A 15504-nucleotide genomic window follows, 5' to 3' on the forward strand; every position below is an offset into this window, starting at 1 on the left:
CAATTTGAAGATTTGGAAATTAATTTCCTTATTGTAAGCTTATCTCAAACCTTAGAGCAGTTTCTTTGTTAAATTTGCCTGCGGATGAATCAGTGCGTTATGTTGTTCATTTCCAAATTGGCGAATTTTCAAATTTTCAAATCATGTTTCTTTATACTCCTTCCTTAACTGATTATAAAAGACTGCCGACAAAAGAAGTAAAAGTGGGTGACCTGCTGCTCGGAAATTTTAATCCGATCAGGGTTCAAACGATGACCACAACCGATACGATGGATACCATTGCAACAGTTGAACAGAGTATCCGTTGCATAGAAGCAGGTGCTGAACTGGTTCGTATAACAGCGCCGTCAAAAAAAGATGCGGAAAATTTACTCAATATTAAAAACGAATTACGCAAACGTGGCTATAACACACCGTTAGTTGCTGATATTCATTTTACACCTAATGCTGCTGAAGTTGCTGCAAGGATCATTGAAAAAGTGAGAGTAAACCCCGGCAACTACGTTGACAAGAAAAAATTTGAACAGATTGATTATACCGATGCAGAATATGTAGAGGAGATTGAACGTATCCGTGAACGCTTTACTCCGTTGGTGAAAATTTGCAAAGAGTATGGAACAGCGATGCGTATTGGAACTAATCATGGTTCATTAAGTGACAGGATCATGAGCCGTTATGGTGATACAGCTATTGGTATGGTGGAAAGCGCTATGGAATTTCTGCGCATTGCCCGTGCAGAAAGTTATCACAACATTGTATTGAGTATGAAGAGCAGTAACCCGCAGGTAATGGTGCAGGCTTACCGTTTGCTCATCAGTCACATGATGGATGAATTCAATGAAGCCTATCCATTGCACCTTGGAGTTACAGAAGCAGGTGATGGTGAAGACGGAAGGGTGAAAAGTGCAGCAGGTATTGGAACATTGCTTGAAGATGGTATTGGCGATACGGTTCGTGTAAGTTTAACAGAAGATCCTGAATTTGAAATCCCTGTGTGCAGGGATTTAGTGAAAAGATATCTGCCGGGAAAGGAAAAGGTAAAAGTTGAAAGTAAGATCCCTGTTATTGAGCAGCTACCTTATTCCCCATTCGAATATAAACGCAGAGAAACATTTGCAGTATCGAATATTGGTGGAAAGCAGGTTCCTGTTGTAATTGCAGATCTGAGTAAATTAAAAAACATCACGCCCAAAGAATTGGAAAGAGTTGGTTATAAATATGACGAAGCAACTGATAAGTGGACGATAGGTGACATGGCTGCTGATTATATTTTCATTGCTCATCAGAAATTGAATTTTGAATTGCCGGGAACATTGAAAGTGATCGTTTATCCTGAAGCAAGGATTGAATCAAACTCAACCGTTGCCGGTGAAGAAAAATATTTTCCCATTTTCATGGACAGCGGATATGCTGAAGCAGAATCAAAAAGTGAGGTACTGAATTTTGTAATGATCGATTGTTACAATGACGAAACACCACTCAATGATTATACTTACCTGGATGCATTGGCAAATGATCCAACAGTTGTGCTTTGTTTAAGCAGCACTAACCAAAACGCCATGCAGAGTGTACGGAGAATGTTGATTGAGCTGATGAACCGCAACATTAAAAACCCGGTTGTGTTAATGACCGACAGTAATTGGCAAACTGCTGATGAACACCTCATTCACTATTCAACTGAATGCGGGGCGTTGTTACTGGATGGTATGGGTGATGGTCTTTCACTTGGTATGAGCAGCAAAAGTTATGAGCAGCAGGCAGCAAGCAGTGCCAATGCAAGCGGCAGGAATTATTTAAGTAACCTCACACCGGAACAGTTTATCAATAATACGGCCTTTACTATTTTACAGGCAACACGTACAAGAATTTCCAAAACAGAATATATTTCCTGCCCCAGTTGCGGAAGAACATTATTTGATTTGCAGGAAACAACAGCAAAGATCCGTTCTGTTACCAATCATCTCAAAGGAGTAAAAATTGCAATTATGGGATGCATCGTTAATGGCCCCGGTGAAATGGCTGATGCTGATTTTGGTTATGTAGGAAGCGGTCCCGGTAAGATCACTTTATACAGGGGAAAAGAAATTGTAAAACGTAATGTAGACAGTGAAGTGGCGGTGAATGAACTCATCGGTTTATTAAAAGAAAGCGATGCCTGGGTTGAACCGGCATAATATATCTTTACAACACAATCATAAATTATAACCTGCTGTATTTGCACTCTAAAACTAAAACCATGCAAAAACTTTTTTTATCAATTGTCATTGCTCTTTTTTTTCTTTCCTCCTGTAACATGCATGAAGAAATCGATTTAAGTAAAGAAGGAAATGGTCACTACCAAATTAGCATTGATATGAGTCAGGCTTTGGAGATGATGAAGTCAATGGGCGGCTCAGAAAAAATTCCGGATAGTGTTGCCAGTAAGAAAATAGATACGGCCATTGCACTCAATTATATGATTGACTCAAGTGGCGGCGAATTTACTGCTGCAGAAAAAGCATATTTCTACAATGGCAAGATGAATATGAAGGCAGATATGAAAGAAAATAAAATGGATATTGTGCTCAAGTTCCCTGTAAAGAACGCCATGGACCTGAAAAACTTTTTCACTGTATATGATAAAGTAGATTCGCTGAACAAATTAAAAAAGAAAGAAAAAGAAGCTGCCGAAGCAGGTAATCCGAATGCAATGCCTAACGCAATGGACCCGTCGAAAGGAATGATGGATGCAAGCAGTCTTCCTGTTAAACGCTCACCTTATATTATTACGGATACCAGCATTGAGCGCATGGTTCAAACAAGCGCAGAAATGATGGGCGAAATGGGGGAACAGGCACAGGGTGCAGAGATGTTTATGAGCCAGATGACGATCATGACCACTATTAAATTGCCCCGCCCGGTAAAAAGACTGGATGGCAAAAATGTAAAACTGAGTGATGATAAAAAAAGCATCTTTTTCTCTGCTACCATTGCTGAAATGAAAGAGAACCCTGATGTAGGCGGGTTTAAAGTTGTTTTTTGATCATACTTATTTCCCTGATAAAGTAAACAGCAGACTGAAGTAACTCAGCCTGCTGTTTGCTTTTTATTCAATGAGTAACGAAAGCGTTTGAATTATTGACGGACACGTTTGAGTAAAGGTTCAGCACGCATTCCACTAACATCCCTGTAATCCACTAAAACCTTTACACCTGTTCCATTGAAGAGGTAGTGAATACCCGTAACACTTCCTCTTACTGAAATGGTTCCTGTGCCGGTAAATTCAAAAGTTATATCATCCCACATTTTGGGAGGTTCATTGGTTTCCTGTTTTGCAGTAACAGGTAATGACAATGATTGTCTTAATTCTTCTCTTTTACTTCCGCAGCAAGACATAGATTTTTGATTTTGAGTGAACAATTATTTTTTTGATGTGGCTTTATAGAGTACACAGGCTCCGCCACTGATGGCAAGCCAGTAAATAATTCCATTCTTCCAGCTGTCACTCATCCATATTGCAAATGGAATTGCAATCCAGATGCTGAGACAATAGAAACAATCGAGCAGGGAACCGAAGAATCCCTGCCCGAGTTGTTTACGAATACGGAAGATAATATCCCAAGGTCCGTCTTCTTCCGCCAGCAAATGGCATAACCGCCAGGTTGCCAGTACTGATATTCCAAATTGAAAAGAAGCAAATGCCATTCTGTTTATTTACGCTGTATATAAATCGAAGCACTGTTTTGATATGGCCCTTCATGTCCGCTGTTGTAACCATTGGTGCGGCGCATATATGCATTCAACCCAAACGATAATACTGCAAACTCTTCTGTTGCTCTTAACCATCCACCTTCAGTTGCTGAAGGCTGCATCTGCATGGTTACAAAGCCGGATGTAAGAAAATCGCCCAATGTTCCTGTATAACCGGGACAGCCATTGCCATCTGTATTTGAAGCACTGCTGCCACTTGCCAGTGAACTTATTTTTAAACCTGAAATGCTTAGCGGTGTTGTTACATTTACTTCAATATCCTGCGGGCATTTCGACATGGTGAGTGAATATGAATCCATAAATCCCCATGCATCATTTGCTTTAAATTCAAGAGCAAGCGGAGTATTCATTTCAGCTGCTGTCATCTTCACCAGGTTACATGGGAGGCTTTCAAGCGGCGCAGTAAAATGTACATTGCGTAAACCAAATTCAATTGGTCTGTTGTTGATGTACAACGCAACCAGGTCTCTTGCATTGGGAACTAAATTGCCAGCTGCATCATAACCTTCAATTAAAAAGAAAATTCCGCCCGGAGTTCCTGCTTCATAAATAGCAGTATTCAATTTCATGTAACGGTCAAGGTTGGAGAACTCCCAGTCAACTCCATCTAAATATGCTTCGGCCTGGATGTTTTTATATGCAGGTACAACCTGTACTGGTCCGCCATCAACTTTTAATCCTGTGTTGAACGGCCCTGTTACTTCTCCATTATAAAACAGTACATGACGTTTTGAAAATAATGGATGCCTGCACTGTTCATTTACAAATTGCCATCCTGAACCGGATTTGCGATAACGGATGGTATAATGCCTGATTACAGGATCATCTTTTTTTCGTTGTGTGTTGAACATACAACCTTTTACATCAATCACACTTTTCCATGCAGCACAATCAACAGCAAAGCCAGCCTGTGAATTATGAACAGTGATTTTGCCCGTAGCCGCAAGATGATTATTGTAACCGTTTCTGTCTAAGGCAGCAGGTAATACACTGGCTCCTGTATTTTGATTTCCTCCAATAAAAACATTACCCAAACTGCCAACAAGATTTCCATTGAAACAGAAAGAAGATGGGCGAATGATTTCAGCAGGGAAACAAAAATCCAAACGCTGCAGTTGATTTACATTAAAATGCGGGGCACTTTCAAACAAACTGATTGTTGGATGAAAACTGTCGGAGATGTTTACAATGATATCCGGTCTTGATTGAACCACACTGTTTTCACCTGATGGGACATCATTACTGATTTCATTTACCAATGCCAATTCACTGCTGCTGCGATCGTATTCAGCAAAGTTGAGTGTTAGGTTTACTCCCGGATCAGTACTGCAGAAAAGACGGATAGAGTCTTTCAGTTTACCCAACTGAATTTTATCGTATACCAGGCTTTGTTTATCAACAGCATTTGCTGACAAGCTTCTTGATGATACAAGTTGAAAATCGCTCAGCAGGTTTTGAGGGATAGCGTCTTTTGTTTTTTTTGCTTTTGTATCAGTTGTTGCAAAATTGATACGTGTATAAACATTGGCAAGCTTATCCGGTATCTGCACTTCATCTGCAAGATTGATCATAAGTGGTGTAAAGAACGGAGGAGGATCGGGCTGCGGAATAGGTGGTATACGTTCGGGGTATAATTTTTCAATTACTCCTCTCAGCATATCATTATCGAGTGCTTTCAACAGCCCTTTGTATGTATCTATCACCACCCATCTTCTGTAGCATGGATTAATTGTACAATGGCCACTGTAAAGTGTAACGTTACCATACAATAAAAAATCAGTAACCGATGCATAAGATGAACAGGTAAGTACAAGATCATTATAATCTTTGTCGCTGCCCGCATCATTACTTTCAATATCAAACACAAAACTTCCGCCACTGACGGCTGGAAATTTTATTCTTGTGTCTGATTGACGGAAGCCGCTGCCGGGATTATTTTGAATGGCCAGCAGCCATTGGTTACCTGTAACAGTAACCGCAGGAGCTCCAACAACACCGTTATAGGTTCCGTTTCCTGTGGCAGCTCCAATTACAATAAATCGCTGGGGAAAAGCAGCATCTTTCGACTTGACATTAATTGTCCAGTTTCCCTGCATGGAAATAAACATGATGATAAGGTTTAATGATGAGTGATAAAGGTTCGTAAAAAGGTAATAGTAGTAAGAATGTGCTGATAGAAAATCCTGCACTCCGCTTTCGTCATTGCATTAAAGCTGACAAACTAAAGGGAGTGCAGAATTTATATCTTCAACTGCGGTTAATCATCACCTGCAATAACAGGTGGTGGAGGGCAGCAACGGTATTCCTGCGATTTTTCCAGCAGTTCAATTTGTTTACGCAGCAAATCGTTTTCCAGCTGATTTCTTTCTTTTACCCATGGTTCGCAAACGTCACAATCATCGAGGCATCCTTTTACAATGATACCAGGAGTTGGTAAAGAAAAGATTGATTCAAACTCAATATGCTGTTTTGTTTCAGTTGATACTTTGCCTTCTTTGCTGATCAATCCTTTTGATGCAAGTTGTTCATCAACTTCTTTCAAAGCTTTTGCTCTGCTTTCTGTTTCAAGAGGCGTGCCGAAATTCTGATCGGGGATAAAAATTTTGCGGCCAATATTTGGTGTTGATGAAATGGCGGCAAATGAAATATTATCTGCAGCCATTGCAGTAAGATTTGTTGAAGCCGCCGTTCTTTTCAGTAACACTGTTGCAGGAATATCCTGCGGTACAAATGCAACGGGAATGCCTGTTGCTGCTGCCTGCAGAATACCGGCAACAGGAGCGCTTTCATCAAGCACCCTTCTTTCAATTGCAACCAGTTCAAATTTGATGCGTTGTTTTTTATTAAGCCGGTAAAACATAAAAGTGATTGCATGACAGCGGTTGGGATTTTTAAATTCCCTGCTCGATGCTTCAAAATGATCCTGGCTTTCACCTTCAATATGTGTGCGGCTGCTTACTTCTCCAATAGAAACGGAATGTGCTTTTCTTGTTGAACTTACTGCCTGCGCTGCTGCACTTTCCACATGACTTTTCTGCTGATTGAGATAATCAGAAACAGAGTGACTGTTATGATTTCCACTTGCATTTGTACTTGCACTGGCACTGAGTGAAAATGGATTCACGCTTCCTTTTGCATCGCCATGAAAATCCCAATGACTGTCGCTGCTGTTTTCAGAATGACCAGACTGCGAAGCCGATGCATCACCCATATATTTCTGAAAGGCCGTCATATAATATTGCTCTTCCGAAATCTGTTCGCTGCGGTAACTCAGTTTGGTTTCACTGTCGTAGGTAAAACGGCTTCTCCTGTCGGTGGTACTCAGCTTTACTTTTTCACCCGGAAGTAAAGTGGTGCTGTAAACAGGGTCACCTAATACAAAACCAAGTGTGCAGCGTTCTAATTTAAAATGAAGAATTACTTCAACATTTACCCGTCTTCGGTTGCTGCCTAAAACAGAAGTGGGATAAGTTAATACCCGGCTGAACCGGAATACATCACAATGATCATCTTTGATCAGTTCGGGGCAACAGGATATGCCGCCATCTTGTAGGTTGGCCATAAATGGTAAGGTTTAATGATGAACGATACTGTTAAGCAATCAAGGGAGTCAGATAAACACTGGTGTTAAAACGGGAGTTGGGGGCTGTTAGCTAATAGCGAGTATAAAAGTATAATCATTTTTAACCTTTGTCAATACCATTTTCAGGTAATCATAATTTTTTAACCTGCTTGTGACGGTATCGTTAATTTTGAGTCTCAAGAAAATCGTATGCAAACAGACATTCTCGTTATAGGTTCAGGAATTGCAGGGTTAACTTATGCAATTAAAATTGCTGAAGCATGTCCTGATAAAAAAGTACTGGTGGTAACAAAATCAAGTTCAGACGAAACCAATACAAAGTACGCCCAGGGCGGCATTGCGGTGGTTAACGATCTGGATAATGATAGTTTTGCCAAGCATATTGAAGACACAATTATTGCAGGCGACGGATTGTGTAATGAAGAAATTGTAGAGATTGTTGTGAAAGAAGGAACGCTTCGTGTAAACGAAATTATTGAATGGGGTGCAAAATTTGATAAAGATGCAGAAGGGGATTTTTCCTTAGGGAAAGAAGGGGGACATAGTGAAAACCGCATCCTTCATCACAAAGATGTAACAGGTGCAGAGATGGAAAGAGCGTTGATTGAAACCATCCGCAGAAGCAAAAATATTCAGTTTGTGAATCATTATTTTATTGTTGACATCATTACACAGCATCATTTTGGTTTCTTAATTACCAAATCAACACCCGATGTACAATGTTATGGAGTATATGCACTGAATTTACAAACGAACCAGATTGAAATCATTCAATCGAAGATTACGATGCTGGCAACAGGTGGTAATGGTCAGGTGTACCGAACCACAACAAATCCTTCTATTGCAAGTGGTGATGGTGTAGCCATGATGTACCGTGCAAAAGGACGGATTGAAAATATGGAGTTCATTCAGTTTCATCCAACAGCTTTGTACCAGGCCGGACAAAAAGGGCAGGCATTTTTAATTACTGAAGCGGTACGTGGTGATGGTGGTATTCTGCGTAATCATAAAGGCGAAGCATTTATGGAGCGGTACGATGAACGGAAAGATCTTGCTCCCCGTGATATTGTTGCAAGAGCCATTGACAGTGAAATGAAGATCAACGGTACAGAACATGTGTGGCTCGATTGCAAACATATGGATCAGGAAAAATTTATTCATCACTTCCCGAACATTTATGAAAAATGTAAAAGCCTTGGAATTGATGTTGCACAGCATATGATTCCTGTTGCGCCTGCAGCGCATTACAGTTGTGGCGGAATTAAAACAGATGAGTGGGGAAGAACATCGATTAAAAATTTATATGCAGCAGGTGAATGTGCAAGCACGGGTTTGCATGGTGCCAACCGTTTAGCAAGTAATTCATTGCTGGAAGCAATGGTATTTGCACACCGCAGTTTTATGGATGCAGTTGAGAAGATTAAATTAATGAATGTTGAGCAGCCTTCTTTGCCTGAATGGAATGCAAGGGGAACAAGTTATCCGAAAGAGATGATCCTTATTACACAAAGTTTAAAAGAACTGCAGCAGGTTATGAGCGACTATGTAGGTATTGTTCGTAACGATATCCGTTTGCAGAGAGCCATGCGCAGACTGGATTTGTTATGGGAAGAAACAGAAAATCTGTATCGCAGTACAATCATTTCACCGCAGATAATGGAACTGAGAAATATGATCACTGTTGGATATTTAATAACGAAAGGTGCCGGATTCCGTAAAGAAAGCAGGGGGCTTCATTTCAATACCGATTATCCAAATAAGAGTGAGTTGTTACAAAACATTGTATTGTAGTTATTATCTTTATCATGTATGTATTACCTGGTATTCAGAATTTTTTACCTGATTTCACTGCTGCCATTTTTTATTTTATATGGCATTGCAGATTTCTTTTTGTGCTTACCTATTATGTTGTTGGCTATCGTAAAGAAGTTGTGATGACAAACCTTCGATATGCTTTCCCTGAAAAAACGGAAGAAGACTTAAAATCCATTGCAAAGAAATTCTACCGCAACTTTATTGACAACTGGATAGAAACGATCAAACTCATTTCCATCAGCAAGCAATCATTGAACAAACGGATCAGTGGAAACTTTGAAGTATTTCATCAATTGTATAACAGCGGCAAAGCTGTACAGGTAAACCTTGGTCATTTTTTTAACTGGGAAATTATGACCCTGCATACAGGCATCAATCAGCCATATACTTTTCTTACTGTGTATCTGCCGCAGAGCAATAAGATCATGAACCGGTTGATTCTTTATGTACGCAGCCGTTGGGGTAATCCGCAGTTGCCATCAACTGACATGGCAAGGGCTATTATTCCCTGGAGGAAAAAACAATACCTGCTTGCATTGGGATCTGATCAAAGTCCTGCACCTGAAAGCGGATACTGGCTTAATTTTATGAATCGTCCGGCTCCATTTGTAAAAGGTTCAGAAAAATTTGCACGCATACAGGGCGTTCCTGTAGTAATGATGACAACAACAAAACCCAAGCGGGGCCATTATCATTTTGATTATTTTATGCTGGCAGAAGATCCCAAAGCATTACCTGATGGCGAACTGATGAGGCAGTATGTAAGACACCTCGAAGAAAATATCAGGCTGCAGCCTGAGCTTTATTTATGGAGCCACCGCCGCTGGAAACACAACTGGAAAGATGAGTACCATGCTTTGTGGGTTGATGAAGAAGCAATGCCTGCAGCAAAATAAGTTACTTCAATCAAAATTAATTCAGTGCACTTGCTTCTTTCACCACAGGAATCTTCTGTTCTTTAATTTTTTCAAATCCACCAATTACATTGCGGATATTATGAAATCCATGCCGCTTCAGCAATGAAGATGCAATTACACTTCTGTAACCTCCGGCACAATGCACATAGAGATTATCCCTTTCTTCAATATTTGCTATCAATCCAAGATCATTCATTTCATTTAATGGCAGATTCACAGCATCTTTTACATGACCATCTGCAAACTCTGTTTCTTTCCGAACATCTACAACAACTAAGTTATCATCATGCGGATAATCCATCGCCAGTTCATCCGCTTCCACATCAATGATCAGGTCAACTGTTTCACCTGCCTTCTGCCATGCTTCAAAACCACCTTTTAAATAACCCTTTACTTTATCAAAGCCCACTCTTGCCAAACGGATGATGGTTTCTTCTTCTTTGCCTTCATCGCAAACAAGTAAAATATGTTCATCAAATGGTAACAGGCCACCGGCCCATTCGGCAAATCTTCCTTCCAAACCAATACTGATTGAGCCCGGAACAAAGCCCTGTGTGAACAGATTTGCATTCCTTGTATCAAGTATCAGTGTTTTGTCCTGTTCAGCAAGTTCTTTAAATGCATCAACGCTCAATTCGGTTAATCCTGTTTTCAAAACAGCATCTAATGCACCATAACCTTCCTTATTGATTTTTGCGTTGATAGGAAAATAGGCAGGAGGTGCTTCCAACCCATCGGTAACAGCTTTAATAAAATCTTCTTTTGATTGCTGCTGCAAGGCATAATTACTTTGTTTCTGTTTGCCAATTGTACTGGATGTTTCCGGTCCCATACTTTTTCCGCAGGAGCTGCCAGGTCCATGGGCCGGGTAAACAATCACATCATCAGCAAGCGGCATGATCTTCTTTTGCAATGATTCATACATCAGGCCTGCGAGATCAGACACAGATATATCACCACCCTGTGCAAGATCCGGTCTTCCAACATCACCTACAAACAGTGTATCACCTGTAAATACAGCACTGTCTTTACCTTGTTCATCTTTCAGCAAATAGCAGGAGCTTTCAAATGTATGTCCGGGAGTATGCAATACTTCAATAGTAAGGGCACCTATTTTAAATTGTTCGCCATCCTTCGCCACATATACGGGAAAGGTGGTTTCTGTTTCAGGTCCATAAACGATGGGTGCGTTTGATTGCTTGGCAAGATCAAGATGACCACTTACAAAATCGGCATGAAAATGTGTTTCAAAAATATATTTGATGACCGCATTCCGCTCTTTAGCCAGGTTGAGATACACTTCTACATCACGCAATGGGTCGATAATAGCGCATTCTCCATTACTTTCAATATAATAAGCCGCTTCACTCAAACAGTTGGTATATAGTTGCTGTACGTACATGTGCATTGTTTCTTGGATGCAAAAATACGTTTCTGCAGCTAAATTGCTGTTTTGTTGAAGGTTGAAAGGGACACTTAGTGCAGCATATCAGCCACAAACTTGTCAATTTCTGTGAGCCGGTCGTGATTAATGCTGTAATGGATGAACTTTCCCTCCCGGGTAGTTTTTACAATTTGCGTTTTACGCAGGATTGCAAGATGTTGTGATGCAACAGATTGTTCTAACCGGAGTTTGATGTAGATCTCTGTAACAGTCATTTGACCATGTTCATTAATCAGCTGCACAATTTGCTGTCTGAGTTTGTGGTTAATCGACCGTAAGATGAGAGCAGCCTTTTTTACAGCGTGGTAATCAATCTTGAGTTCGGCAGAATCGGTTTCTTTTTTCTTTAAAATGGAAGCCATGTTCAGAGTAAATTTTGGGTTTGGGTAGGTATTATTATTTCAACTCTGATTAGCGGTTAAAAATAAAACAAAAAATTGATATTATATCAGTTGCAGAGGATATACTTTATTTCGCATTTGTATGAAAGTCCTTTCCGTAATCGGGTACGGAATAGGCAAGCGATGTAAAACTGCTGTTATTGAAGCATGTATTTGCCGGATGGATCATGTCTTTAGCATTCCATAACACATCAATGAAGCGGGCATTCGGATGCGGACAGATATTTTTCCATTTATCAGCACCATTGCCAAAAAAGTAAACAGGAGATTTTTGAAGAAGTTCAGAAAATGATTCAGGGTCAAGAATCAAAGCGGTGTTTGCGGTTGTTTCTTTGAGTTCGGATGAGTAAACAGCTGTAAATACTTCCATCCGCCGGGCATCAATCATTGGGCAAAGAAAGAAAGTGGCTGGTTTCTCTGTTAGCTGATTGATCAGTTGCAAAGCTGCTGCACTCATAACTTCAGTTGTAGAAATTGCAATCAATGGTATTTGTAATGCATAACACAATCCTTTGGCTGAAGAAAAACCAACCCGTAAACCTGTATAAGAACCCGGGCCGGAAGTAACCGCTATTGCCTTTACATCGGTCAAGTTGAGTTTGGATTCAAACATGATTTCTTTTATGGCAGGCTGCAAAAAGGATGCATGATCTTTTTGCTGTTGGTTCACTTTTATACAAAGTACTTCTTCATCTCTGACCAGGGCAACAGATGCATGAGTAGTGGATGTATCAATACAAAGAAGCAGTGCCATATCAGTGATTTGCTTTGTAAGAAAGTAAAGATTCTGCCGGTTGATAACGGTTATCCTGTTCAGCAAGTTTTTGCAATAGCTGAATGATCCGTTCTTCCCCAAGTTTATTGCACCATTCAAAAGGACCAAGCGGATAATTCGTGCCTAGTTTCATGGCAGTATTAATTTCACTGATCGTTGAAACATTTTCCTGATTGGCCATGAATGCTTCGTTCACAATCATACTTACTGTTCTTGCACTAACAAAACCGGGTACATCGGCAGTTTCATAAAAAGGAACCTGCCATTGATTGAATAAATCCTGAAACAGTTGCTGCTGTTGAGATGAAAATTCAATACAATTTCTGCTGATGAACAAAGGCCAGTGGTTGAAACGGGCAATGGAAAATTGTTCGGCCTGTAATTCTTTCAATGTATGAACTACTGATCCAATCAACACCGGGATGGAAGTTGATCTATAATGGCTGATCCGTTCTGGATATTCTTCAAATTCAAGATCTATCAAACAATCAAAGCCGGTTAAACCTGCTGCAGGAATTTCTTTTGCAAATACAGATTCTGTGCCTTCAAACGGGATTTTTTTTCCGAATAAGGAGGAAACAGGGTTGCTGCAAATGATGAGAATTTTCATGTGTTCATTTTATTACCTTTTGGCCACATAGTATATCCAAAAAAATTATCATCGCTGTTTGTATAAATTAGCTCCCTGCCTGAATTGACAGAGTCGGGCAGGGAGCTAATTTTTATGGATATTTCATGCCCCGCAAATTTACAGAGCTGAAAACCGAAACAGGATTTTTTTCTTACTTCTAAAAAACTATGTTTGCGGTATCATGGAAAAGAAAATCATTGAAACCGCTCAGGCACCTGCACCTATCGGTCCATATAATCAGGCAGTAGCTGCCGGAGGCTTTGTATTTATCTCCGGGCAAATTTGTATTAAACCGGGAAGCAGTGATCTCAATAATCCGGACATTCAGACAGAAACTCACCAGGTGATGAATAACCTGAAAGCTATTCTTACAGAAGCAGGATTAGATTTCAGCAATATTGTAAAAACAACCATCTTCCTGAGTGATATGAACCTGTTCAGTGATGTGAATGAAATCTATGGCAAGTATTTCAGTGGTGCATTTCCTGCCCGTGAAACAATTGCTGTAAAGGGATTACCCAAAAATGTTAATGTGGAAATCAGCATGATTGCGGCAATGTAAATCAATAAAAAAAGGTTGATCAATTGATCAACCTTTTTTCTTTAGAGTTTTATTTCTTCTTCATGATTATCGAAGAAATGATATTCGGTAAGATGATAAGATGTATTTGCTTTCACCTTGATCTTTTGTTTGTATTTCCAGCTCCATTTCATTCTTCTTGATGGTAATCCTTTTCTCAAATAGGCTTCCATAATCGGATGAACAGAAATGGTGAGGCCATTGTGTTTCTGCATTACCAGGTAACTGAGGTTTTTTTCTATTTCATCTTCCAGTATTAATGCTGATGAAACCTTACCTGTACCATTACAGCTTGGGCAAACTTCCTGTGTGTTGATGTTTACCTCGGGCTTCATTCGCTGCCTTGTAATCTGCATCAACCCGAACTTCGAAATCGGAAGAATAGCATGTTTCGCCCTGTCGGCACGCATGAACTCTTCAACTGCTTCAGCAAGGCGGCGTTTGTTATCGGGCAACTTCATATCAATAAAGTCGCAAACAATAATTCCACCCAGATCTCTTAAACGAAGTTGTCGTGCAATTTCTTCAGCAGCTTCCAGGTTGGTTTGCAGCGCATTCTCTTCCTGGTTGGTACTTACACTTTTGTAACCGCTGTTTACATCAATTACATGAAGTGCTTCTGTATGTTCAACTATCAGATAAGCACCACTTGCAAGATTCACTGTTTTTCCAAAAGATCCTTTCACCTGTTTGGTAACACCAAAACTGTCGAAGATGGGAGATCCATTCTGGTAAAAACTGATGATATCAGCTTTTTCGGGAGATACTTTTTGAATATAAGCCAGTGCATCATTGTAAATGTTTTTATCATTTACAACTATACGGTTGAAATCGGCATTTAATAAATCACGGAGAATGCTGGTAGTTTTATCTGTTTCGCCAAGAATTTTTGCAGGGGGAACAGCATTTTTCAGATTGTGCTGAATCTGCTGCCACATGTTGATGAGGTTGTTGAGATCTTCATGCAATTCAGCGGTATTCTTTCCCTCAGCAGCGGTTCTTACAATTACACCAAAGTTTTTTGTTTTGATGGCTTCCACAATTTTCTGCAAACGCTTTCTTTCATCGCTTGAATGAATTTTGCGGGAAACAGCTACTATATCATTGAAAGGAGTAAGTACAACAAATCGGCCGGGTAATGAAATTTCGCAGCTGAGGCGTGGGCCTTTGGCTGCAATGGGCTCCTTCAAAATCTGCACCAGTACATTGGGTTTGCCATTCAGTACTTCGCTGATCTTTCCTGTTTTGATAATTTCAGCTTCTGTTTGGAACTTACCAAAATCAGGAATGCCTTCACTTTTATCACTTACAGATTGAGCAGTAAATTTTAAGATAGAACGTACATAGGGACTTAAGTCGGTGTAATGCAGGAAGCCGTCTTTTTCAAAACCAACGTCTACAAATGCAGCATTCATACCAGGGACAAGCTTTTTTACTTTACCCAGGTACAAATCACCAACAGTAAAGCTGGCATCATGACTTTCCTGATGCAGCTCTACAAGTTTTTTGTCTTCTAACAATGCAATTTCCACCCCGGTTGGAGCAGAATTAATGATCAGTTCCTTGTTCACTTGTTACGTCTTTAGATAATTGAACCATTCTTACTTC

The 15504-nt window shown here is 40.1% G+C and carries 14 protein-coding genes; 5 read left to right on the forward strand and 9 right to left on the reverse strand.

From position 1 onward, the window contains the following. The first annotated feature begins 143 nt into the window (after window positions 1-143). Both ispG and IPK31_09980 read left to right on the forward strand, forming a co-directional pair. Window positions 144-2174 carry a (E)-4-hydroxy-3-methylbut-2-enyl-diphosphate synthase gene (gene ispG, locus IPK31_09975; GenBank protein MBK8088237.1) on the forward strand — a complete coding sequence of 677 codons (2031 nt, stop codon included), beginning with the start codon at window positions 144-146 and terminating at the stop codon, window positions 2172-2174. A 62-nt stretch (window positions 2175-2236) separates the two neighbouring features. Beyond that, window positions 2237-3022, forward strand: a complete 786-nt coding sequence (locus tag IPK31_09980; GenBank protein ID MBK8088238.1) for a hypothetical protein — start codon at window positions 2237-2239, stop codon at window positions 3020-3022. A gap of 92 nt (window positions 3023-3114) precedes the next feature. Here the strand turns inward: IPK31_09980 and IPK31_09985 are convergent, their stop codons facing one another. The 4 genes from IPK31_09985 to IPK31_10000 all read right to left on the reverse strand — a co-directional run bounded on the left by IPK31_09985 (window position 3115) and on the right by IPK31_10000 (window position 7312). Next, window positions 3115-3375 carry a hypothetical protein gene (locus IPK31_09985; GenBank protein MBK8088239.1) on the reverse strand — a complete coding sequence of 87 codons (261 nt, stop codon included), beginning with the start codon at window positions 3373-3375 and terminating at the stop codon, window positions 3115-3117. A 24-nt stretch (window positions 3376-3399) separates the two neighbouring features. Further along, window positions 3400-3684 (reverse strand): DUF1360 domain-containing protein, encoded by a 285-nt coding sequence (locus IPK31_09990; protein ID MBK8088240.1) that lies wholly within the window; start codon window positions 3682-3684, stop codon window positions 3400-3402. Window positions 3685-3689: 5 nt separating this feature from the next. Beyond that, window positions 3690-5858 (reverse strand): hypothetical protein, encoded by a 2169-nt coding sequence (locus IPK31_09995; GenBank protein MBK8088241.1) that lies wholly within the window; start codon window positions 5856-5858, stop codon window positions 3690-3692. 149 nt (window positions 5859-6007) lie between these two features. Next, window positions 6008-7312: a hypothetical protein gene (locus IPK31_10000; GenBank protein MBK8088242.1), complete on the reverse strand. Its 1305-nt coding sequence runs from the start codon at window positions 7310-7312 to the stop codon at window positions 6008-6010. Between the two features lie 210 nt (window positions 7313-7522). Between IPK31_10000 and nadB the strand changes: the two genes are divergently transcribed. Both nadB and IPK31_10010 read left to right on the forward strand, forming a co-directional pair. Next, window positions 7523-9124, forward strand: a complete 1602-nt coding sequence (gene nadB / locus IPK31_10005) for an L-aspartate oxidase (GenBank protein MBK8088243.1) — start codon at window positions 7523-7525, stop codon at window positions 9122-9124. Between the two features lie 14 nt (window positions 9125-9138). After that, window positions 9139-10044 carry a lysophospholipid acyltransferase family protein gene (locus IPK31_10010; protein ID MBK8088244.1) on the forward strand — a complete coding sequence of 302 codons (906 nt, stop codon included), beginning with the start codon at window positions 9139-9141 and terminating at the stop codon, window positions 10042-10044. A 16-nt stretch (window positions 10045-10060) separates the two neighbouring features. Here IPK31_10010 and IPK31_10015 read toward each other — a convergent pair whose 3' ends face one another. The 4 genes from IPK31_10015 to IPK31_10030 form a co-directional block, all read right to left on the reverse strand. Beyond that, the gene (locus IPK31_10015) at window positions 10061-11467 is read right to left on the reverse strand and encodes an MBL fold metallo-hydrolase (protein ID MBK8088245.1); all 1407 of its coding nucleotides are present in this window, start codon (window positions 11465-11467) and stop codon (window positions 10061-10063) included. A gap of 74 nt (window positions 11468-11541) precedes the next feature. Beyond that, entirely contained in the window at window positions 11542-11871 is a 330-nt protein-coding gene (locus tag IPK31_10020) for a helix-turn-helix transcriptional regulator (protein ID MBK8088246.1), read from the reverse strand. A 106-nt stretch (window positions 11872-11977) separates the two neighbouring features. Then, window positions 11978-12664 (reverse strand): tRNA (adenosine(37)-N6)-threonylcarbamoyltransferase complex dimerization subunit type 1 TsaB, encoded by a 687-nt coding sequence (gene tsaB / locus IPK31_10025; GenBank protein ID MBK8088247.1) that lies wholly within the window; start codon window positions 12662-12664, stop codon window positions 11978-11980. A gap of 1 nt (window position 12665) precedes the next feature. Further along, complete coding sequence (locus IPK31_10030) at window positions 12666-13295, reverse strand: hypothetical protein (protein MBK8088248.1); 630 nt, start codon at window positions 13293-13295, stop codon at window positions 12666-12668. A 202-nt stretch (window positions 13296-13497) separates the two neighbouring features. Between IPK31_10030 and IPK31_10035 the strand changes: the two genes are divergently transcribed. Next, complete coding sequence (locus IPK31_10035; protein MBK8088249.1) at window positions 13498-13878, forward strand: RidA family protein; 381 nt, start codon at window positions 13498-13500, stop codon at window positions 13876-13878. Between the two features lie 41 nt (window positions 13879-13919). Here the strand turns inward: IPK31_10035 and IPK31_10040 are convergent, their stop codons facing one another. Next, on the reverse strand, window positions 13920-15467 hold the full coding sequence (locus tag IPK31_10040; GenBank protein MBK8088250.1) for an Rne/Rng family ribonuclease: 1548 nt from the start codon (window positions 15465-15467) through the stop codon (window positions 13920-13922). Between the last annotated feature and the right edge of the window lie 37 nt (window positions 15468-15504).

This window comes from Chitinophagaceae bacterium, assembly GCA_016713085.1.
Classification (GTDB): Bacteria; Bacteroidota; Bacteroidia; order Chitinophagales; family Chitinophagaceae; genus Lacibacter.

Coding starts and splice junctions, on each gene's coding strand:
- ispG (MBK8088237.1), top strand. CDS start 144: ATGTTTCTTTATACTCCTTCCTTAACTGATTATAAAAGACTGCCGACA.
- IPK31_09980 (MBK8088238.1), top strand. CDS start 2,237: ATGCAAAAACTTTTTTTATCAATTGTCATTGCTCTTTTTTTTCTTTCC.
- IPK31_09985 (MBK8088239.1), bottom strand. CDS start 3,375: ATGTCTTGCTGCGGAAGTAAAAGAGAAGAATTAAGACAATCATTGTCA.
- IPK31_09990 (MBK8088240.1), bottom strand. CDS start 3,684: ATGGCATTTGCTTCTTTTCAATTTGGAATATCAGTACTGGCAACCTGG.
- IPK31_09995 (MBK8088241.1), bottom strand. CDS start 5,858: ATGTTTATTTCCATGCAGGGAAACTGGACAATTAATGTCAAGTCGAAA.
- IPK31_10000 (MBK8088242.1), bottom strand. CDS start 7,312: ATGGCCAACCTACAAGATGGCGGCATATCCTGTTGCCCCGAACTGATC.
- nadB (MBK8088243.1), top strand. CDS start 7,523: ATGCAAACAGACATTCTCGTTATAGGTTCAGGAATTGCAGGGTTAACT.
- IPK31_10010 (MBK8088244.1), top strand. CDS start 9,139: ATGTATGTATTACCTGGTATTCAGAATTTTTTACCTGATTTCACTGCT.
- IPK31_10015 (MBK8088245.1), bottom strand. CDS start 11,467: ATGTACGTACAGCAACTATATACCAACTGTTTGAGTGAAGCGGCTTAT.
- IPK31_10020 (MBK8088246.1), bottom strand. CDS start 11,871: ATGGCTTCCATTTTAAAGAAAAAAGAAACCGATTCTGCCGAACTCAAG.
- tsaB (MBK8088247.1), bottom strand. CDS start 12,664: ATGGCACTGCTTCTTTGTATTGATACATCCACTACTCATGCATCTGTT.
- IPK31_10030 (MBK8088248.1), bottom strand. CDS start 13,295: ATGAAAATTCTCATCATTTGCAGCAACCCTGTTTCCTCCTTATTCGGA.
- IPK31_10035 (MBK8088249.1), top strand. CDS start 13,498: ATGGAAAAGAAAATCATTGAAACCGCTCAGGCACCTGCACCTATCGGT.